Source organism: Williamsoniiplasma lucivorax ATCC 49196 (assembly GCF_000518285.1).
Taxonomy (GTDB): Bacteria; Bacillota_I; Bacilli_A; order Mycoplasmatales; family Mycoplasmataceae; genus Williamsoniiplasma; species Williamsoniiplasma lucivorax.
The window spans coordinates 26,928-48,315 of record NZ_JADH01000010.1 but is presented as its reverse complement, the minus strand read 5'-3'; the positions used below and the strand labels follow the sequence as shown (position 1 = coordinate 48,315).

The following is a 21,388-nucleotide window of genomic DNA, read 5'->3' as shown; positions in this document are numbered from 1 at the left end:
AGAAATCTGTTGATAAGTTTTTTTTCCTTCTTTTTTCTTAAAGATAAATATTTAAAAAAACCAAACAATACACATCTTTAATCTTTTTCTCCACTTATCCACATTAGCTTTTATAAGTGTGTATATATTGTTGAAAAGACTATTTATAACGACAAATAAGACAATTAAGCATAAAAACTATAGAACAAGAACATAAAAACAATGTATAATATTAATTGTATTTTATAAATCAAAAATCAAGAACGGAAGGAGTGAATCAAAATGAAAAGAACTTGACAACCATCAAAAATCAAACATGCTCGCACTCACGGCTTTAGAGCTAGAATGTCTACTAAAAACGGAAGAAGAGTAATTAATGCTCGTAGAGCAAAAGGAAGAGCTAAACTTTCTGCTTAATTTTACTTAAATGAAAAACAAACGAATTATTAAAAAAAATTTTGAATTTCAAGAAATAATCAAACAAAATAAAGTTTTAAAAAATCCTTCGTTTGTTGTTTATTTTAAAAAAACAAACGAAGCAAAACTAGAATTTGGAATTTCTGTTGGAAAAAAAATTGGCAATGCAGTTGTTAGAAATAAAATTAAAAGACAAATTAGAAACCAAGTATTTGATGCTTTACCAGAATTTGGAAATCTTAATTTTAAAATTATTATTATTGCAAGACCAGTTTATTTAAAAATGGATTACATTCAAACTAATAATGAATTCAAAAAAATACTAGCAAAACTCAAAAACAATAAATAGAAAGGGGTTTAGATATGTATAAACAACATCATAGTGTGATGAGTCATTTGAACCCCAAAAGTGGTCCTAATCAAAAAAAAGATCTTAAAGCAAAACTTAAAATAGCTTTAAAGGTCTTAAAAATATTAGGATTTTTATTAATTATTATTTCAATGTTATGAGGATGTATTCAAATGTATCAAAGTAATTATGTGGTTTCACAAGTTACGGACATGACTGGAACAACTGTTTATGCTCCAGGAACAGCATTTGAGATTGTTATTGCCTCACTTGGTGAAATTGGTGGAAAAACCCATGGTGGTGGTTTCGACTTCGAACCAGGTTATAATGGGATAACTACTTGAGCTGAAGCATTTACCAAAACAAGTGGATCATTATTCTATGGATTATTTGTTTACCCAATGGCATTTATTCTTGTTGGAATTTTAAAAGGATTTAATGGAACATTAAATCCAGATCTATCAAGTGCAGCACAACAAAGTTATGGAATTTCAGCATTCTTTGCCATCTTCTTCACAGTGCTTATCGTGCGTGCTTTAACTTTAATCTTTAGTTGAAAATCCCAAAAAAACCAAGAAAAAATGCAACTCTTGCAGTTAAAACAGGCTGAAATTACGGCCAAATATAAAGGTAAAAAAGACACGCAATCCCGACAGAAACAACAAATGGAAACATCTGCTTTATATAAAAAAGAAGGTCTTTCACCAATGAGTGCTGTGACAAGTTCATTTGCTCCCCTTCCATTCTTATTTGCGATCTATGCAATTATTAGATCAACCCGAGCACTAAAAGTTGCTAACGTTGGAGTTATTTCCTTAATTGAAGCTCCATGGGAAAGAATGACACATGGAGAACCAATTTATATTGTGCTTCTTGTGGTTTATCTACCATTACAAATTATTTCAATGTTGTTACCGACAATTCTGCAATATATTAAACAAAAATCTTCAACACTAACTGAAGCGCAAAGAAAAGCAAGAAAACGTAATTTAATTATGCAATTAGTGATGATGGTTGTATTTATCTTCATTGTGGCGACAGTTTCTTCTGGAGTTGCAATCTACTGAATTCTTTCTTCAACATTCCAAATTACCCAAACTTTAGGTTTCCACTTCTACAATCAAAAACATGTTAAAAGAGGAAATCGTGAACGCCAACGTCGTTTACGTCAAACTAATAAAATAGCTAAAGTAATTGAATAATATTTTAAAAACCAAAATCTTGAAAAAGTTTTGGTTTTTATTATAAAAAACAAAATAACAAACAAACAAAACTATAAAATTAATCACGTTAAAAGAGAATAAAATATTATAATTTAAAAGAAACCAGATATATTCTTAGGGTGTTTAGTGTGGTAAAATAATATAGCCATTATAAAGATAACATCTGAACTTAGTCAGAACCGGAAGGTAGCAGCTATAAGGAAACGTGTCTTGTATAGTGGTTTTATTTTTTTAGGAGAGGTTATGACAGATCAACAATTTTCATTTTTAATGCAAGTTATTGAAAAAACAAAAAAACATAATGATGTTCCCGTATCAGCAATTATTGTTGATCAACAAAACAACATCGTCAGTTTTGGTGTTAATAAATGTGAAAGAAAAAGTGAGATTACTGCTCATGCAGAAATTGTTGCGATTAACAAATTATCTAAAAAAATAAAATCACTAAATTTAAATGAATATAAAATAATTTCAACCTTAGAACCTTGTGTGATGTGTTATGGTGCAATTAAACAAGCCAAAATTCAAAATGTTGAATACATTCTTGATGGTACCAAATATGGAGTGTTAAAAAATTTATGTATTAATGACATTAAATTTACATTAAGAAAAGTTGGAACAAAAGACCAAACTAAAAATTGCCAAGAAAAAATTGAAAGTTTTTTTAAAAAACTTCGTTAATTATTACAAAGAAAAAGTAAGTTAATTTATATTTAAAAGTAAAATATTTATAGAGGAAGAGAAAATGTTTAATAGTAAAAGTTCATTATATAGAAAATATAGACCCTCAACATTTGATGATGTTGCTGGACATTTTAATGTTGTTAATATTATTAAAAAAGAGTTAATTGAAAAATCATTCACACATGCATTTCTCTTTACTGGCCAACGGGGAACTGGTAAAACATCAACTGCTCGTATTTTTGCTAAAGCAATTAATTGCGAAAATTTAATTGATGGAAATCCATGTGAAACATGTGAAAGTTGTCTTGCTTCAAATAGTGGTCAATCACCTGATATTTATGAAATTGATGCTGCATCTAATAATGGTGTTGAAGAAATTAGAAACATCAAAAATAATGTTTCAACTTTACCAATTTTAGGAAATTATAAAATTTATATTATTGATGAAGTGCACATGTTAAGTAAAGCTGCTTTTAATGCTTTACTAAAAACTTTAGAAGAACCCCCACTACATGCTATTTTTGTTTTAGCGACAACTGAATTTGCTAAAATTCCTCAAACTATCATTTCTAGATGTCAAGTTTTAAATTTTAAAAAAATTCAAAAACAAGCAATGAAAGAACGTATTGAGTTTGTGGCCAAAACAGAAGGATTTAGTTTTGAAAATGATGATGTAGTTGAAGAAATTTATTACTTAAGTGATGGTTCGCTTCGTGATGCATTAAATACATTAGAACAACTAATGGTTGTTAATGACGAGGTTATTACAATCAAAAGTTTAAAAAATATTTTTTATATCGCTTCAAAACAAGAAAAAATTAAAGTGATTAAAAACATTGTTCAAAATGATGCTAATAGTTTAATTGAATATTTTGAAAATGCGGAAAATCAAGGAATGGACTTTGATGTTTTTGCATTAAGTTTAATTGAAATTTTAAAAGAATTAATTGAATATAAATTAACTCATAATGAAGCCTTACTAAATGTTTTAGATTTAAAAGATGTTAATCAAGTTAATACTAATTTAGCATCATTATTTTCAATTGCTGATCATTTAAGTGAAGCATATTCAAAAACCAAAGGTAGTCAAATTAGTTTTAATTATATTTTGATCAGTTTATTAAAATCAATCAATAAAAATGATGCCCAAGAAAAATCAAGTTCAGAACCTAATGTTGAAGTCACTAAAATTGCCAACCCAAAAATTGAAATAATTAAACCTACACCAATACCTGAACCAATCATTGAAGAATTAGAAATTGAACCAACAATTAAAGTGAGTGTGGAAATTGAAGAACAAAAACCACATCAAGAAGAATTGGTTCAAGTTGAACCAATTCTTGAAAAGAAAGAAATAAGTAAAGAAATTAAAATTGAACCAACCCCAAAAATTATTTCAGAAGAAAAAATCAAACAAACAATCAATGAATTTATTGCTGATTACACAAATAAATCAATTGAATCACAAGCAATCAAAAACATTCCATCAGTTCCAACTGATGATGTGATTAATTTGCTAGTTGGTGCTAAAAAAGAAAAAAGAAACAGTGTTGAAGAAGTTATTACAAACTGATTTAAAACTGATCAAAATGGTTATTTAGTAAACTTAAAAATAGCTAATCGATTTATGCCATTTTATGGGGCTAAAGTATCTGCTGTTTCTGAAAATGAAGTATTAATTAACTTCCCAACTTCTCTCGAAACAAACTTTCTAGTTAATGAATTAACTAAACCAGATTTTAGAAAAGATGTGACAGCAATTTTTAATGAGGGACTAATTTTTTATGTTTTAGATAAAAATAAATGAGACTTTGTTAAAAAAGATTTTATTCATAAAAAAAATAACAATACCTTACCAACTTATGAAGTTAAAAAACTTGTAGATTTATATTATGAAAGCAACCACGATAAAAATGATTTACAAAAAGCAGCCGAAGATCTTTTTGGTGAAAACATTAAAATAGGTGAATAAGATGGAAAAAGAATTTAATGAAATTATAAGTTTGATTTCCAAATATCAAGGTTTAACTAAAAAAACTTCAGAAAGATTAGTTATTGATTTAATTAATAACAAACCAAAATTAGATGAGATGATTCAACAATTAAAAGAAATTAAAACTGATTTTAAAATTTGTAAAGAATGTTTTTATTTAACTTTAAATAATGATCTTTGCGAAATCTGTGTAGACGAATCAAGAGATCCTAATATTATTTGTGTGGTGGCAACAACAATTGATGCGATGAACATTGAAAAATACAAAAAATACAAAGGTCGTTATGCAATTTTAGGTGGAGAAATTAATTTAAATAAAAATATTAAACCTGAAGATTTAAAGATTAATGAACTGTTTGAAAGGGTGAACTCAAAAACCGAATTAATTCTTGCTTTAAATGCAACATTTGAAGGTGAAGTAACAGCTAATTATTTATCCAAAATTGCAAACACTAAAAAAATCAAAACCACAAGAATTGCTAAAGGAATTCCGAGTGGTGGTATGCTTGATTATATGGATGAATCAACTTTAGAACATGCATTAAATAATAGAAAAGAAATGAAGGTGAAATAATGTTTATTACTTTAGAAGGAATGGATGGTTCTGGTAAAACAACAGCTATTCAAAAGATTGAATCAACACTCAAAACTTTAGGTTATGAAGTTGTTTTTACACGTGAACCCGGGGGAGAAAAGGTTGCTGAAGATATTAGGCAATTAGTTTTAACTGAACAAACTTTAGGAATTGATGGTTGGACAGAAGCATTATTATTTTTGGCGGCTCGTCGTGAACATTTAGTTAAAGTTATTATTCCAGCTTTAGAAGCTGGGAAAATTGTTATTTCTGATCGATTTATGGATTCAACAAGCGCTTATCAAGGGCATGCTCGTGGTATTGGGATTGATAATGTTGATCAAGTGCAAAGAATTGTGATTGGAAAATATATTCCCGATCTAACTTTATTTTTTAGTGTCGACCCACAAGAAGCAGAAAAAAGAATGCAAATGCGCAATGAAGAACAAAATAGATTAGATGTTGAAGGAACTAGTTTTAAAACTAAAGTAAAAGAAGGATATGAAATTTTAATTAAAAAATATCCGGAAAGATTTAAAGTAGTGAATACAAATTTACCAGTTGTTGAAGTTCAAAAAGAAACTGAAAAAATTATTTTAGAAGCAATTAAGAATTATGTTAAAAAATAATTTAATTAATGAACTTAAACAACTTTATAAAAATAATAATCTTTATTCATCAATCATTTTAAATTCAAAAAATATCCAAGATGCTCAAGAAATTAGTGAAGAACTAATCAGGTATATGTTTTGTGAAAACGGTTCCGATTTAGATGATCGTTGTGTGTCTTGTGAAAGAGCGAAAAAGAAATTGTTGTTTGATGTGATTCATCTTGGTGATGGAACTTCAGAAATTTCTAAAGAAGAAGTGAAGCAAATCATGGATAAATTTTCATTAACTTCAATTGAAAAAACAGCAATTAAAGTTTATGTTATTAATGTTGTTGAAAATTTAAAAATTGGTGCAAGTAATGCTTTATTAAAGTTTTTAGAAGAACCACCTTTAAATACATATGCTCTACTTTTAAGTAAGGATCGCACAAATATTATTCCAACAATCAAATCGAGATGTAAACTTTTTGTGATTGAAACAAACGCTGATGATCGTGAATTAAATGCTTTGGAAAAACTTTTAATAACTAATTCCAAAGAAGAATATTTATTATCAGCAAACAATTTTAAAAAAATTGATAAAGCTAGTTTTATTGAAATATTAGAACAAGCATTTAATCGAACAATCATCAAAAAATTTCCACAATTTGCTGAAGATACAATTATTTTGATTGAAGATTTAAAGAAATTACCAAATGATAAATTAGCAATTGATAATTATTTTATTAAAATTGCAGAAAGGCTTTAATGAAAATTCAAAACGACATTTTAGGTTATAAAGATCGCACTTTGTATCAAGATACAAAGATGTTTTCTTTTACTTTAGATAGTGTTTTGGTTTCAAGATTTTTGAATCTTAATTCAAAAATCAAAACCATTGCTGATTTTGGTACAAACAATGCAGTCATTCCCTTGATTATTAGCAAATATACAAAAGCATATATTTGTGGTATTGAGATTCAAAGTAAAGCTGCCAAATTAGCAAGAGGAAATGTTGAGTTAAATCAACTTGGTAATCAAATTGAAATTATCCAGGCCGATATTAAAGAATTCGCCAAAATTAATCGTCATAAATTTGATGCAGTGATTTGTAATCCACCATTTTTTAAAATGGAAGTTGCAACAAAAACTAAAGAATTAAGTGAAGAAGTTGTTAATGCAAGACACGAAACACTAATTACTTTAGAAGAAATTATTTATTCTGCTAGTCAAGTTTTAAGGAATGGTGGAGTTTTTACAATTGTTCATCGCGCAGAACGAGCAGGAGAGATTATCAATTTATTTTATAAAAATAAATTAGCACCAAAAAGAATGCGTTTTGTTCATTCTAAAAGTGATCAAAAAGCTAAAACAGTTTTACTTGATGGAGTTTTAAATGGTAAAGAAGGAATGAATATTTTACCCCCTTTAATTGCTCATAATGCTGATGAAACATACACCAATGAATTGTTGGCGATGTTTAGGGATTAGTGATTTTATGAATAATTTTGATGTTAATAATGAGTATTTAATTGGAGTATCTGGCGGACCAGATAGTATGTTTTTGTTGTCTTGATTACTTAAACAAAAACCAAAAAAAATTGTTGTTTGTCATGTTAATTATAATTTTAGAAAAGATTCCCACCTTGATCAAAAAATAGTTGAAGATTTTTGTCGAGAACATAATCTCGTATTAGAAATCAAGACAATTGATCCAAAGTTTTATCAAAATTTAAAATTAAATTTTGAGGCTTGGGCTCGCGAACAACGATATGATTTTTTTGTTGAAATAGGAAAGAAATATCAAATTAATCATGTCTTGATTGCCCACAACCAAAATGATGTGGTTGAAACTTATTTAATGCAATTACAAAGACAAAACTTAATTCAATATTGGGGGATTAAACCAATTTCATCATACAAAAAGATGTTGGTTGTCAGACCAATTTTAGATTTTAAAAAAAGTGAAATTTTAAAAATTTTAAATGATCAAAAAATTGCTTATGTGTTTGATTTAACAAATTTTGATGAAAAATATCAACGTAATAAAATTAGAAAAAACCTAGCTGAAAAAGATTTTGCAAAATATATCAAACAAATTTTTGAAGCCAATCAAGTATTAGAACAAGAGATTAAACAAGCAAATATTTATCTAGAAAAAAATTTATTTGATCAAGAATTAGCACTTGATCAACAATTAAAAAAAATGACCAGTGAAATGATTCAAAGAATTGTTTATCAGTATTTTGAAAAAATAAACAAAACAGATTTATTACAAGGAAGAAAAAAACAAACTCTTGTTGAAATTAGTAAAAGATTAAAAACAGCAAATAAAGTATTTTGAAAAATAGAACTAAATGAATTTGTTTTAATGAAAGATTTTAATAGACTTTATTTACTACATAAAGATTTAATTAAACCAAAAACAATCATTATTAATAATAAAAATGAGTTTGCATTCGTTCAAGAATTTAATAATGGATTAGAGTTATTAAAAACAATCAAAAGTGATGGTGAATATTATCCATACATCATTACAAATGATTTTGAAAAATATAAAACAATCACAACTTATAAAAACAAAAAAATGAATAGATATTTAATTGATGAAAAAATAAGTTATAAAAAACGGTTTTTAAAAGCAATTGTTTATCAAAAAAAAGATTTGAAAGTATTAAACAATTTTAACCAATAGTTTAAACTATGATAAAATCTAAAAAGAAATTAAGGGGTACATAATGAAGGAAAAACGCAAAACAAGTTGATGGTTTTGGATAATATTACTAATTGTAGTCGCAGCTATAATCACAACAATTGTTTTAACTCTTAAAGGATCATCAGAAGCACATGATGTTGCTTGGTTAAACCAATACCTTAAAGATCATGGTAACTTTTTAAGTAAAGAAGTGATAAAAAATTTAAGTATTCATAGTGGAATTAATGGAATAATTAGCATTACTGGGGCTTATTTAAATCCTTCCGGTCATTGAATTCAATTTACTGTTAACACAACTTATTCATTGATGTCGGGTGGAGTATTTCCAGAATTAACTAAATTCTTACAATCATTTGCATGAGCTAGTGCAAGTACAAACACTTGATTACCACTAGTTACTTCATTGCTACCATTATTATTACTAATTGTAGTTTATGCTATTGTTTATAAAGCAATGACTAAAGGTGGCGGAATGGGTGGAGGCCAAGGTATTTTCGGAATGGGGAAAAACCGTGCTAAACAAACCAAAACTAATGTAAGATTTTCTGATGTTGCTGGAATTGAAGAAGAAAAAACTGAATTAATTGAATTAGTGGATTATTTAAAAAATCCACAAAGATATGCTGATGCAGGAGCTCGTGTTCCTAAAGGTGTGCTTATGGAAGGTCCACCAGGAACTGGTAAAACTTTATTAGCAAAAGCTGTTGCTGGTGAAGCTGGAGTTGCTTTCTTCTCAATTTCTGGATCAGAATTTGAAGAAGTATTTGTTGGGGTTGGAGCTAGTCGTGTTCGTGAAATGTTTGCGGATGCCAAAAAAGCAGCGCCATGTATTATTTTCATCGATGAAATCGATGCTGTTGGACGTAAGCGTTCATCATCAATGGGAACTGGAACTAGTGAACAAACATTAAACCAATTGTTGGTTGAAATGGATGGATTTGGAACTAATAGTGGAGTTATTGTTATGGCTGCAACTAACCGTTCTGATGTTTTAGACCCTGCCTTATTACGACCAGGACGTTTCGACCGTATCATTCAAGTTTCATTACCAGATATTCGTGAACGTGAAGCAATCCTTAAATTACATGCACGCGGTAAAAAAATTGAAACAACAATTGATTGACACCGTGTGGCTGAACGTACTCCTGGATTCTCTGGAGCACAACTTGAAAACGTTTTAAATGAAGCTGCTATTTTAATGGTTCGTGAAAATAAAACAATTATTACAATTACTGAAATCGATGAAGCAATTGATCGTGTGGTTGGGGGTCCTGCTAAGAAAACTCGTGCAATGACCAAACAAGATAAGAAAATTGTTTCATATCATGAATCTGGACATGCCTTGATTGGGTTGAAATTAGAAAGTGCTTCTAAAGTGCAAAAAGTAACCATTATTCCTCGTGGAAATGCTGGTGGTTACACAATTATGACACCAAAAGATGAAACTATCTTTTCATCTAAAAAAGATTTATATGCAATGATTACCGGTTATTTAGGTGGGCGTGCTGCTGAAGAAATTATGTTTGGTAAAGAAAATGTAACAACTGGAGCACATGATGACTTAGATAAAGCAACTAGCATTGCTCGTCGTATGGTTGTTCAATTCGGGATGTCAAGTTTAGGAATGACCAAATTCTTAACAATGGCTGAAGAGTCATATGGTAAGATTGAAGGAACTTATTCTGATGAAACTGCTGCTAAAATTGATAAAGAAATTCAAAAGATTTTAGATGCTTCTTACCAAGATGCTCTACAACTTATCAAAGCTAATATGCAAACTTTAGAGTTGCTTGCTGAATCACTTGATGTTTTAGAAACAATTACTTCTGAACAAATTGACTTCATTGATAAAGAAGGAAAATTACCAAAAGAAGTTGTGGAAGCTAAAGAACGTTGAGCAGAAGAATCTAAGAAAAAAGCAGCTGGTGATATTTTAGATATTGATATTGAAGATGTTAAACAAGAAGAAGAAAAATTAAAAAATAAATCTACTTCTGAAGGCAAAACTGAAGACAAAACAGAAGATAAACCCAAAACACTAAAAGCTAAAAAAGCACCTTCTGAAAAAACTAAAAAACCAAAAGAAACCGAAGATAAAGTAAAAACAGAAGATAAACCCAAAGCTAAATCAACAACTAAAAAAGCACCATCAAAGAAAAAAGATGAAGCTAAAAAAGAAGAAGATTCAGAAAATAAAAAATAGTAAAAATAACGAACTTTAATTCGTTATTTTTATCTTTAAGGAGAAAATATGGATTTAGGAATAAGAGCGATAAGTAAAAAACATAATGTAAAAATTTCAATTGTTAACATCACCGAAGCAATGAAAAAAATTTTAAAGTTACAAAAAACTAACCCAATTGCGGGAGTTATTTTAAGTCGGATAACTGCTGCTAACGCATTAATTTCATTAGATTTAAAAAATGGTGAATCAATGAATACTAACATTGTTGCTAAAAATGGGTATTTAGGAACAATTATTGCTGAATATCAAGAAAACCAAATTAGATCATTTATTAAAAACCCCCAATTTGATGCAAGCAAAGTAATGCATGCAACTAATCCATTCAATCAAGCATTAGGTTGTGATGGGACAATGTTGGTTGGACGTTATTTAAAAAATTATCAACCATACATTTCAACAATCAGTTTAATTGAGGGTGGAGTTGATGCTAATTTTATGGAATATTTAAAAACATCAAACCAAATCCATTCTTTTATTGCTACAAAAGCAACATTAAACGCAAATTTAGAAGTTGATCAAGTTGTTGGGATTTTAGTCCAATTATTACCAGATCACACTGATGAAGATATTGATTTTATTGAGCATAAATTAGGTAATTCTGACTATATTACAGATGTGTTAATTAAGTCATTTAATTACCACAGTTTGCTTAGTGAAATTGTTGATGATGTTGAAATTTTGGATACAAAAGAAATTATTTTTAAGTGTACTTGCAATGAAGAAAAAATTTTAAATACAATTAAGCTTTTGGGTGAAAAAGAAATCGCAAAGATGATTCAAAAAAATGAAACAGTAATTGTTCATTGTGATTTTTGTCAAAGAGAATATCAAATTACGAACCAACAATTAAAAACAATCAATTAATTACAACAACTCAATTAATGATATGAGCGAAGAGAATAAAATTAAAATGCTCTTTAAAATGATAAAATAACATAGACATTGTTTAACTATATAGGAGAATCATGATGGCAGAAAAAAAACAAGCCCCTAAAAAACCAACTAGTGTAAAAACTAAAAAAGAAATTGTTGAACCAAAAACAAAGAGTTTAGATTCAACACCAGTTGAATCTAAACAAAAAACTGTTAAAACAAAACAATCAAAAATTGAAAAAGCTGCTTCAATAGAACAAAATCTTGAATCAAAAGAAGAAATTTTAGAAGTAACTAGTGTTGAGGTTGAACAAAAAAATGTTCAAACTAATAAATCGAAAAAATCAAAAAAAGAAAAATCACTTCTTGCCGAGCTAAAAGCTGAACCAAAAGAAAGAAAATTCATTCAAGTTCCTAATCATATTGAATATGAACCAGGAGTTAAGGGTTTAAAATTACAAATTAAAAACCAAAAACAATTAACTTCAAAATACTCAAAAGGTATTTTAGAAGGTAATATTGTTTCAACAACTGGATATGTTCCTGATGTTGATAAACACGCAATCGAATTAAAAAATGTAAAAAAATCATACATTAGTGGGGATTTAGAAACCCAAGTTTTAAAAGGGATTGATATTGTTTTAGAGAAAGGTGATTTCATTGTTATTTTAGGACCATCTGGTTCTGGGAAAACTACCTTCTTAAATATTATTTCTGGTTTAGATAAAGCAACGAGTGGAGATGTTTTTGTTTTAGGGTCAAACCTTTCTTTATTAAAAGATTCACACTTAACAAAATTTAGAAGAAAAAATGTTGGATTTATTTTTCAACAATACAACTTATTAACTAATTTAACTGCTAAAGAAAATGCTGAAGTTGGAGAAAATTTATCAACTAATAAAAATGAAAACTTTTCAATTGAAAAAATCTTCGAAACAATCGGAATGACTGACCAACTTAATAAGTATCCTCACCAAATGTCGGGGGGGCAACAACAACGTGTTTCAATTGCGCGTGCCTTAACTAAAAACCCAAGTATTCTTTTTGCTGATGAGCCAACTGGGGCGTTGGATGAAGAAATGGGACGTAAAGTGCTAGAGATTCTTGTTAAAATTAACCGAGAATTTAAAACAACAATGATTGTTGTAACCCATAACCCAAATATTGCAAAAATTGGACACACAATAATTCATATTAAAAATGGTTTAATTGATGAACTAACACACAATGCAAATCCGGCTGATCCTTCAACAATTGATTGATCATAATGAGAAACCCTTTATGGGTTTCTCTTTTTTAAAGTAAAATATTAATAAGTCAAAAGGAGATGAGGTATATGCCAACAATTAGTATAAGTGGAATTGATGAAAAAAGAATGCAAGATCTTTACCAAGAAATTGATAAAATCGGAAAAATGGTGCATGCAGATGTGACAAAACTAATCTTTGTTTTACAAAATAGCAAAGTTTTTAGTATTGAAAAAACAATTTACATTCAAGTTGAATGAAAACAAAGATTAGATAAAGAAGAAATATTTGCTAAATATTTAAAAGAATTTTTTAAAGATGATGCCCAAACAGTGAGTGTATTTTTTACAGATGTTAATGATAAATTATATGTCAACGGGAATAAAATGAGGTAATAGTGAAAATCGGAAATATTCAAATTAAAGGCAAATTTATTCAAGGTCCAATGGCTGGTGTTTCTAACCAGGCTTTTCGTTTAATCTCCAAAAAACATGGAGCTGCTTTAGTGTGCTCGGAAATGGTGAGCGTTGAAGGAATGGTTCATGAAAACAAAAAAACTTTTACAATGTTAGGTGTTGATCCTAAAGAACACCCAATGAGCATGCAAATTTTTGGTAATGATGTCGATTCATTTATTAAAGCTACTAAATGAATTGATAAACATGTTGAATGCGACATTATTGACTTAAATCTTGGTTGTCCAGCACCAAAAGTGGCTGTTCGTTCCGAATCTGGTTCAGCCTTATTGAAAACTCCTGACTTAATTCATGACATTGTCAAAGCAGTTGTTGCAAATACTAAAAAACCTGTGACTGCCAAAATTAGATTAGGTTGAGATAAAGATAGTGTGAATGCTGTTGAAGTTGCTCAATTAATCGAAAAGGCAGGAGCGAGCGCAATTGCTGTGCATGGTCGCACCAGAAATGATTTTTATACTGGCCATGCTGATTGAGAAAAAATCAAAGAAGTTAAAGATGCGGTTAAAATTCCTGTGATTGGGAATGGGGATGTTGTTGATGCTAAATCTGCTAAAAAGATGCTAGATGAAACTGGTTGTGATGCTGTCATGATTTCACGAGGGTGCCAAGGAAACCCTTGAATCTTTGCTCAATGTAATTATTTTTGAGAAACTGGTCAAGAATTACCCAAGCCAACTTTTAAAGAATGAAAAGAAACTATTTTAGAACATGCTAAAATGTTAATGGAACTAAAAACAGAAGAATGAGGCATGAGAGAGTTTAGAAAACACCTAACTTGATATTTTGATGTTTTACCAAAAACCAAATCAATTAATCAACTGAAAGAACGTTCAAACAAGATTGAAACTTTACAAGATGTGATCAACTTAATTGATGAATATGAAAGAGAAGAAAAAAATGGATAATCGTAAATTTACAGAACAAGAATTAATTCGTCGTGAAAAATATAAAACACTTGTTGAAAGGGGGCGAGACCCTTTTCTCTTAACCCAATTTGAAAGAAATGCAACTTTAACAGAATTAAAGACAACATTTGCTAAATTTTCAAAAGAAGAATTAGCAAATGTTGAGCCTAAACAATTACTCAAAACAGCTGGAAGAATTAAATTATTCCGTGAAGCTGGTAAAAAAGCGGCTTTTGTGAATATTCAAGATCAAGATGCAGATATTCAATTATATGTGCGCATGGATGAACTTGGTGAAGATAATTTTAATGCATTCAGAGACTTAGATCTTGGGGATATTATTGGGGTTGAAGGTCATATGATGAAAACAGATCATGGTGAATTATCAATTCGTGTTTGTCAATATACTTTACTTTCTAAAGCATTAAAACCATTACCAGATAAACATGCTGGAATTCAAGATATTGAAGAAAAATATCGTCGTCGATATGTTGATTTAATTATGAATCCTGAAGTTAAAAAAACATTCCAAAAACGTTCAAAAATTGTCCGTGCTCTGCAAAAGTTTTTAGACGACCAGGGATATATGGAAGTTGAAACACCAATTTTACAATCTGTTAAAGGGGGAGCTGCTGCTAAACCATTTAAATCATACTTTAATGCTTTAGACCATGAATTTACCTTGAGGATAGCCACTGAATTACCATTAAAACGTTTAATTGTTGGTGGTTTTGAAGGAGTTTATGAAATTGGTCGTTTATTTAGAAACGAAGGAATGAGCGCTCGACATAATCCAGAATTCACAACCTTAGAATTATATGTTGCTTACAAAGGATTAGATTTTCTAATGAATATTAATGAAAAAATCTTAAAAGCATGTAATGATGCAGTGAATGATTCATCAATCATTCACTATGGTGGTTATGAAATTGATTTAGGGAAATCATTTGCTCGTGTACATATGGTTGATGCTATTAAAAATGTGACTGGAGTTGATTTCTGAAAAGAAATGACTTTTGATGAAGCATTAGCAATTGCTAAAAAACATCATGTTAAAGTTGAAAAACATCACTTTGGTGTTGGACATATTATTAATTTGTTTTTTGAAGAATTTGTTGAAAAAACTATCATTCAACCAACTTTCATTTATGGTCATCCTGTCGAAGTTTCACCACTATCAAAAAGTAATAAAGACAACCCAAGATTTACTGACCGTTTCGAATTATTCATTATTGGTAGAGAATATGCTAATGCCTATTGTGAATTAAATAATCCAATTGAACAATACTCAAGATTCGAAGAACAATTACAAGAAATTGAGTTTGGAAATGATGAGGCTGGAGAAATGGATATTGATTTCATTGAAGCACTAGAATATGGACTACCACCAACTGCTGGGTTTGGATTGGGAATTGATCGTATGGTGATGCTTTTAACTAATTCAGAATCAATTAAAGATGTTTTATTATTCCCACAAATGAAACCAAGAGAAGGTAACAATTAGCAAAAAAATGAGAATTTAGGTTCTCATTTTTTTGTGCCTGATTTGCCTTGATGTGAATTATCAAATCACAATAATAGGTTATATGGTATAATATTTAACGAGTTAATTACACGGATTAACCCCTTGGCAGAAATGTCCAAAGACCATAAGGAGGAAATTATACATTATGATAAGAAAATATGAAATTATGTATATCCTTGATCAAGATGTGAAAGATACTAATGAAGTTATTGCTAAATTAAATGGTATCTTAACTTCAGAAGGTAAAATTATCGAAAGCTCAGAATGAGGTTTAATGAATTTTACTTATGAAATTAATCACAAGAAAAAAGGATATTACGTTGTTGTTATCGTTGAAACAACATCATCAGCTGTTGCTGAATTTGAACGTGTGACTGGAATTGATAAAAACGTTGTTCGTACTTTAGTTTTAAATACTGAAAACTTAGGGAACTATGAGCAATCAGTTAAATTATCAAAAACTGACATGACTAAATTTGAAGAAGAACGTCGTGAAAAAAGAGACTTCAAAAAACCTTTTGTTAAAAGAGAATTTAACAAAGATAACAAGGACTTCAAAAAACCATACAATAAAGATTTTAACAAAGACACAAAAACTGACAAACCAGTTGATGCTGTTAAAACTGAAAAACATGTAGCTCCAAAAACTGCTAAACCAGCAGCTCCAAAAGTTACTGAAGAAAAACATGAAGAAGATTCACACGCATTTATTGCTCGTGTTCAAGCTAAATATGCTGCTGAATTAAAACAACATGAAGATAGCAAACAAGCTGATAAAGAAGCACATGAAAAAGCTTTAGCAGCAGCAACTGATGAAGCTGCAAAAGCAAAATTAATTGCTGAGCGCGAAGCTAAAAAAACTGAAAAAGCAAAAATGTCAACTGAAGAAAGAGCTAAGTTAGATGGATCAGATATGATTACTGAAGCAAGAAGTGAATTACAAAAACACGCTAACTCATTAAGATCTTTAGCTCCTGAAAAAGAAGCAAAAATTCATGACGCAAACTTACGCGACATGACTAAAAAAGAATTAATTACTTACATGAAATTAATTGCTACAAAACTTAACAAATAAAATAGAAGGAGATATTAGAATGAATCAAGTATCATTAATCGGAAGAATCACTAATGATTTAGAATTACGCGAATCAACAAATGGAACAAAATTTCTTGGTTTTACATTAGTGGTTTCTGAATATAGAAAAGATGTTGAACATACAAATTTTATTCCATGTATTGCATGAGATAACAATGCTAATTTAATGGTTAACTATCTTAAAAAAGGAAGTTTAATTGGATTAACAGGAAGAATTTCAGTCCGTTCTAAACAAGATGGTGGAAAATATGAAACCATCGTTAATATCAATGTTGATCGCGTTGAATTTTTAGAACCTAAAGGTTCTAAATCAAATGATAACCAATTTAAAAATTCATCTAATACAAGCCAAAAATCAACTGTTGATGAATCACCAAGTGATGACCAAACAATTGAAGATTCTATTTTATGAGATTAATCAGAAAGGATATTAACTAACGATGAAAAAAATTATTAGAAGACGTAAAAAAGTTAATTTCTTTGCTAAAAACAACATTAAATACATCGATTACAAAGATGTAGAATTATTGAAAAAATTCATTTCTGGAAATGGACAAATTCTTCCAAGAAGAATTACTGGAACATCTCCAAAAGACCAAAGAGTTTTAGCATTAGCAATTAAACGTTCACGTCAAATGGGACTATTACCATACATAATTGATTAAAAAATAAATCTCTGTTCCAAACAGAGATTTTATTTTATAGAATATTAACAAAGGGGTATTTATGAAAGTTATATTTTTACAAGATGTCAAAGGACAAGGAAAAAAGGATGAAATTAAAAACGTTTCAGATGGATATGCAATTAATTTCTTAATTCCAAATAAGTTAGTTAAAATTGCCAATCAAGAAGCAATTAAAACACTAAACACCAAATTGCAAATTGCTAAAGAAGAGGATGCATTAGATAAAGGTGAAACTGAATTATTAAAAAAACAAATTGAAGAAATTCATTTAGTTTTTAAAATTGAAGAAAAAAATGGTAAAACATTTGGTCAAATTACTGATGCCCAAATTGTTGGTGATTTAAAAGAAAATCACAAAATTGAAGTTGATAAAAGAAAAATTAAAGATCATGACGCTTTAAAAAAAGTCGGGTCTTATGAATTAGAACTTAAATTACCTCATTCAATTGTTGCTAAACTAAAAGTGAATATTGAAGCAGCTTAATAAAGTCAAAAACAAGTTATTATTCATCCACAAATCGAACGATTTGTGGGTTTTTTAAAAAAAGTACTTTTTTTAACGAGAAAGTACTTTTTTAAAAAGATTTTTCCTTGTTTTTCAAGCAAAAAAATTTAAAATTAAATAAATATTTATTCAAAGGAGTTATCTTATGAAAAAATTATTAAGTCTCTTAAGTACTATCTCATTAGTTGGGGTAATGGCTAACCTTGTGGTTGCTTGTAGTATGAAGGTTTCTATGTCAAAACCAATTTCTAATATCAAAACTGAATTACAAAGCCTTTTGGACAATAGGGATACACCCTGAACTAAACAAGAGTTAGAAAAAGAGATAGTTAATCAAGGTTTTGATGTTGAAGGTGGGATTACTGTTGAGCGACAACTAACTAATCGTTCATTGGGTGAAATACAACACAATTGAATTTTTATTGGTCATGGGAGTGTTAATAATGATTTCAAATATAATGGCCAAATTAATTTACTTCACAAAATTCCAACTGATACAACCCAACCAATTTCTAACATTCAAACCACATTACAAGATATCCTAAACTCTAGAACTGATAAACCCTGAACTAAAGAAGAGTTAGAAAAAGAAATTGTTTATAGACAAATTGATGGCAAGGGTGGGATTACTGTTGAAAAACAATTAACCCCTCGTACATCGAGCTCTAATAATCATACTTGAAGATTTATTGGACACGGAAATGTAGATAACGCATTTAAATATCGTGATGAAATTTCTTTAATTCATAATTTCTCCACCAATATAACTGAACACATTTCAAAAATTAGCACTAAATTACAAGATATTTTAAAATCTAGACCAACAAAACCATGAACCCAATTAGAATTGCAAAAAGCCATCGCTGATGCAAAACTCGACATTAGAGGCGGAATTACTGTTCAACCAAAACTAGCCCCCCGTTCTATAAATCCAGTAAATAACACTTGAACTTTTTTTGGACATGCTGAAGAAAATCCTAAATTCAAATATCATGGCAAAATTGATTTGACCCACACATTTTTGGTTAATGAACCAGAACACATTTCAACAATTAGTAATGATTTGTGAAAAATTTTGGATTCTAGAACTGATAAACCGTGAACCGCATCTGAATTAGAAGATGAAATTGTTCTTAGAGGTATTGAAATACGTGGTGGAATTAAAGTATACCATCAACCAACAATAAGAACGAACACAACAAATAAAGAAAGCTTCAAATTTGTGGGAATGGCTAGTGACAAAAACACATTCAAATATAATAAAGATGTTACATTAGAGCATCATTATGAAACAATTATTGAACCTAAATTTTTTTCAATACCTAAAAATCAGCAATCATCATTATTGAAACCTGTTGGTAATGAAGGTATAAAATACACTATTATTGATACAAATATTGGAAAAATAAAAAATTATTCAAAAATGGAATTTTTAACCGATCAGGCTGTTGTTGTGGTTAAAGCACAAGGTGCCCTTGGCCAAGACAACCTATTGAGCTCAATTTATTGGAAACAACCAATAAGAATTGATTTAAATAAGGAAAATAATCGTAAGATTAAACCTGAAGAAGAATGGCTACTGGATCAGTTTACAACAATTCCATTACTTAATGCAAATTATGTTAATTATAATGGTTCAGCATCTGTTAAATATGGATATACATGATATGAAGAAAAAGGGAATTATCACCTTCAATTTCTTACAAGACAAACAGTTGAGCAAAGGGGTGATCCTGTATGGATGCTAAGTAATGCAATAAACTTTGGTGCTGAATTTAAGTTAAGTTAATTTTTGTTTAAGTATGTGTTGTGCAAATTTTCAAGTTTGAAAATTTTACTTCAATTATCTATGCAAGAGGGGGTTTATACCCCTTTTTATTTACCATTTTGAAAATTAAGATAAAATATTATTATATTGAATGGGAAAACATGATGGATAAAATTTTAATTGAAAAAGAAAATGCAAATTTAAGTGAGGCTGAGCAAGCTATTTTGGCGATTGCCATGCACTCTCCAAATGCTTTACCAGATATTTTTTCAGCTTTAACAACTGATGATTTTTTTGTGTCAACACACAAATTAATTTACAAAGCAATTACTGATTTGCATGCTAATTCTAAAGAAATTTCCCCAATTACAATTACTGATGAATTAGAAACACAAAAAAAATTAGATCAAGCTGGTGGAGTGGAATTAATTTCAGAAATCAGTGATAAATTCGTTACTGATTCAGATTTAGAATCAATGATTGCAATTGTTTATAAAAAATCAATCGGACGTAAATTTGAACAAAAATTAAAAAGTATTGAAAAAGAACGTTTAGCGAATCCGGATTTAGAATATGTGATTAATAAAGCTCAAACAGAATTACTTTCTTTAGATTTATCATCAAATAAAAATAATGTTGAAGCAATTGGAACAACTATGGAAAAAGTGCTTAAAAAAATGCGTGAATTAGAAAAACAAACCGAAACTCTATTGGGTGTACCTTCTGGATTTCAAAATTTAGATGAAATGACATTAGGATTTCAGCCAGGAGATTTAATTATTTTAGCTGCCCGCCCATCAATGGGTAAAACAGCTTTTGCTTTGAACTTAGCTTACAATGCCGGAATTTCTAAGAAGAACAATAAGAAAAACGGGATTGCAATTTTTTCAATTGAGATGCCAAAAGAACAATTAACTAACCGTATTCTTTCGATGTCATCGCAAATTGATTACAAAAAATTGCAAAAAGGAAAAAATATTTCTCAATTTGAATGAGATAACATTCATAAAACAAACGATCGATTACAAACAACCAAAATTTTTATTGATGATACCCCAGGAATTACTATTCAACAAATTCAATCAAGATTACATAAATTAAAACGCGATGAAGATATTAATTTATGTGTCATTGATTATTTACAATTAATCACCACACCTGGTTCTAATGGAAGTGATCGACAAAATGAAATTTCCAACATTTCACGTCAATTAAAAAGAATTGCTCGTGATATTGGGATTCCAATTATTTGTTTATCACAACTTTCACGTTCTGTGGAAAAACGTGAAGATAAAAGACCGATGTTGTCTGATTTACGTGATTCAGGAGCGATTGAGCAAGATGCTGATATGGTAATGTTTTTGTATCGTGAAGAATACTACGATACTCAGAAAGAATTTAATGATAAAAAAATGCAAGATACTGAATTAATCATTGCAAAACACCGTAATGGACCAACAGGTAATGTAAAGTTATCATTTAATTTACAATTTGGTAAATTTATTGATTTAACTAATTAATCATAAAAATTGGT

The 21,388-nt window shown here is 29.2% G+C and carries 22 protein-coding genes and 1 other RNA gene; all 23 read left to right on the top strand.

All coding sequences use genetic code 4. The features are described 5' to 3' along the window. The first annotated feature begins 261 nt into the window (after positions 1-261). The 23 genes from rpmH to dnaB all read left to right on the top strand — a co-directional run bounded on the left by rpmH (position 262) and on the right by dnaB (position 21,374). On the top strand, positions 262-396 hold the full coding sequence (gene rpmH, locus P695_RS0103140) for a 50S ribosomal protein L34 (RefSeq protein ID WP_028126814.1): 135 nt from the start codon (positions 262-264) through the stop codon (positions 394-396). Positions 397-406: 10 nt separating this feature from the next. Continuing rightward, complete coding sequence (rnpA, locus tag P695_RS0103135) at positions 407-745, top strand: ribonuclease P protein component (RefSeq protein ID WP_028126813.1); 339 nt, start codon at positions 407-409, stop codon at positions 743-745. Positions 746-759: 14 nt separating this feature from the next. Then, positions 760-1,947, top strand: a complete 1,188-nt coding sequence (yidC, locus tag P695_RS0103130; RefSeq protein ID WP_028126812.1) for a membrane protein insertase YidC — start codon at positions 760-762, stop codon at positions 1,945-1,947. A 158-nt stretch (positions 1,948-2,105) separates the two neighbouring features. Beyond that, positions 2,106-2,202: signal recognition particle sRNA small type (gene ffs / locus P695_RS06010), an RNA gene on the top strand. 9 nt (positions 2,203-2,211) lie between these two features. Next, complete coding sequence (locus P695_RS0103125) at positions 2,212-2,649, top strand: nucleoside deaminase (protein WP_028126811.1); 438 nt, start codon at positions 2,212-2,214, stop codon at positions 2,647-2,649. A 64-nt stretch (positions 2,650-2,713) separates the two neighbouring features. Then, positions 2,714-4,624 carry a DNA polymerase III subunit gamma/tau gene (dnaX, locus tag P695_RS0103120; protein ID WP_028126810.1) on the top strand — a complete coding sequence of 637 codons (1,911 nt, stop codon included), beginning with the start codon at positions 2,714-2,716 and terminating at the stop codon, positions 4,622-4,624. A 1-nt stretch (position 4,625) separates the two neighbouring features. Next, positions 4,626-5,219, top strand: coding sequence for a recombination mediator RecR (gene recR, locus P695_RS0103115; RefSeq protein ID WP_028126809.1), 594 nt, complete (start codon positions 4,626-4,628; stop codon positions 5,217-5,219). Then, positions 5,219-5,848, top strand: coding sequence for a dTMP kinase (gene tmk / locus P695_RS0103110; RefSeq protein WP_028126808.1), 630 nt, complete (start codon positions 5,219-5,221; stop codon positions 5,846-5,848). Before recR ends, tmk begins: the two co-directional genes overlap by 1 nt. Then, a complete protein-coding gene (locus P695_RS0103105; RefSeq protein ID WP_028126807.1) occupies positions 5,835-6,578 on the top strand; it encodes a DNA polymerase III subunit delta' in 744 nt (247 codons plus the stop codon). Before tmk ends, P695_RS0103105 begins: the two co-directional genes overlap by 14 nt. Beyond that, on the top strand, positions 6,578-7,300 hold the full coding sequence (locus P695_RS0103100) for a tRNA1(Val) (adenine(37)-N6)-methyltransferase (RefSeq protein WP_028126806.1): 723 nt from the start codon (positions 6,578-6,580) through the stop codon (positions 7,298-7,300). Before P695_RS0103105 ends, P695_RS0103100 begins: the two co-directional genes overlap by 1 nt. Next, positions 7,272-8,504 (top strand): tRNA lysidine(34) synthetase TilS, encoded by a 1,233-nt coding sequence (gene tilS, locus P695_RS0103095; protein WP_240005802.1) that lies wholly within the window; start codon positions 7,272-7,274, stop codon positions 8,502-8,504. Before P695_RS0103100 ends, tilS begins: the two co-directional genes overlap by 29 nt. Positions 8,505-8,547: 43 nt before the next feature. Beyond that, the gene (gene ftsH, locus P695_RS05510; protein WP_211227793.1) at positions 8,548-10,728 is read left to right on the top strand and encodes an ATP-dependent zinc metalloprotease FtsH; all 2,181 of its coding nucleotides are present in this window, start codon (positions 8,548-8,550) and stop codon (positions 10,726-10,728) included. Positions 10,729-10,776: 48 nt separating this feature from the next. Further along, positions 10,777-11,634: an Hsp33 family molecular chaperone HslO gene (locus P695_RS0103085; RefSeq protein WP_028126804.1), complete on the top strand. Its 858-nt coding sequence runs from the start codon at positions 10,777-10,779 to the stop codon at positions 11,632-11,634. A 413-nt stretch (positions 11,635-12,047) separates the two neighbouring features. Beyond that, positions 12,048-12,911 (top strand): ABC transporter ATP-binding protein, encoded by an 864-nt coding sequence (locus tag P695_RS0103080; protein WP_104207577.1) that lies wholly within the window; start codon positions 12,048-12,050, stop codon positions 12,909-12,911. A 68-nt stretch (positions 12,912-12,979) separates the two neighbouring features. Continuing rightward, positions 12,980-13,285, top strand: coding sequence for a DUF1904 family protein (locus P695_RS0103075; RefSeq protein ID WP_028126802.1), 306 nt, complete (start codon positions 12,980-12,982; stop codon positions 13,283-13,285). Between the two features lie 2 nt (positions 13,286-13,287). After that, complete coding sequence (dusB, locus tag P695_RS0103070; RefSeq protein WP_028126801.1) at positions 13,288-14,274, top strand: tRNA dihydrouridine synthase DusB; 987 nt, start codon at positions 13,288-13,290, stop codon at positions 14,272-14,274. Next, complete coding sequence (gene lysS / locus P695_RS0103065) at positions 14,267-15,778, top strand: lysine--tRNA ligase (protein WP_028126800.1); 1,512 nt, start codon at positions 14,267-14,269, stop codon at positions 15,776-15,778. The genes dusB and lysS overlap by 8 nt, the downstream gene beginning before the upstream one ends. Before the next feature lie 166 nt (positions 15,779-15,944). Further along, the gene (gene rpsF, locus P695_RS06005) at positions 15,945-16,874 is read left to right on the top strand and encodes a 30S ribosomal protein S6 (RefSeq protein ID WP_084331601.1); all 930 of its coding nucleotides are present in this window, start codon (positions 15,945-15,947) and stop codon (positions 16,872-16,874) included. 19 nt (positions 16,875-16,893) lie between these two features. Then, entirely contained in the window at positions 16,894-17,313 is a 420-nt protein-coding gene (locus P695_RS0103055; RefSeq protein WP_028126799.1) for a single-stranded DNA-binding protein, read from the top strand. Between the two features lie 22 nt (positions 17,314-17,335). Continuing rightward, positions 17,336-17,560 (top strand): 30S ribosomal protein S18, encoded by a 225-nt coding sequence (gene rpsR, locus P695_RS0103050; RefSeq protein ID WP_028126798.1) that lies wholly within the window; start codon positions 17,336-17,338, stop codon positions 17,558-17,560. Positions 17,561-17,621: 61 nt separating this feature from the next. Then, positions 17,622-18,065 carry a 50S ribosomal protein L9 gene (gene rplI, locus P695_RS0103045; RefSeq protein WP_028126797.1) on the top strand — a complete coding sequence of 148 codons (444 nt, stop codon included), beginning with the start codon at positions 17,622-17,624 and terminating at the stop codon, positions 18,063-18,065. 166 nt (positions 18,066-18,231) lie between these two features. Then, the gene (locus P695_RS0103040; RefSeq protein ID WP_028126796.1) at positions 18,232-19,875 is read left to right on the top strand and encodes a hypothetical protein; all 1,644 of its coding nucleotides are present in this window, start codon (positions 18,232-18,234) and stop codon (positions 19,873-19,875) included. 143 nt (positions 19,876-20,018) lie between these two features. After that, positions 20,019-21,374 (top strand): replicative DNA helicase, encoded by a 1,356-nt coding sequence (gene dnaB, locus P695_RS0103035; protein ID WP_035026381.1) that lies wholly within the window; start codon positions 20,019-20,021, stop codon positions 21,372-21,374. The last annotated feature ends 14 nt before the right edge of the window (positions 21,375-21,388 follow it).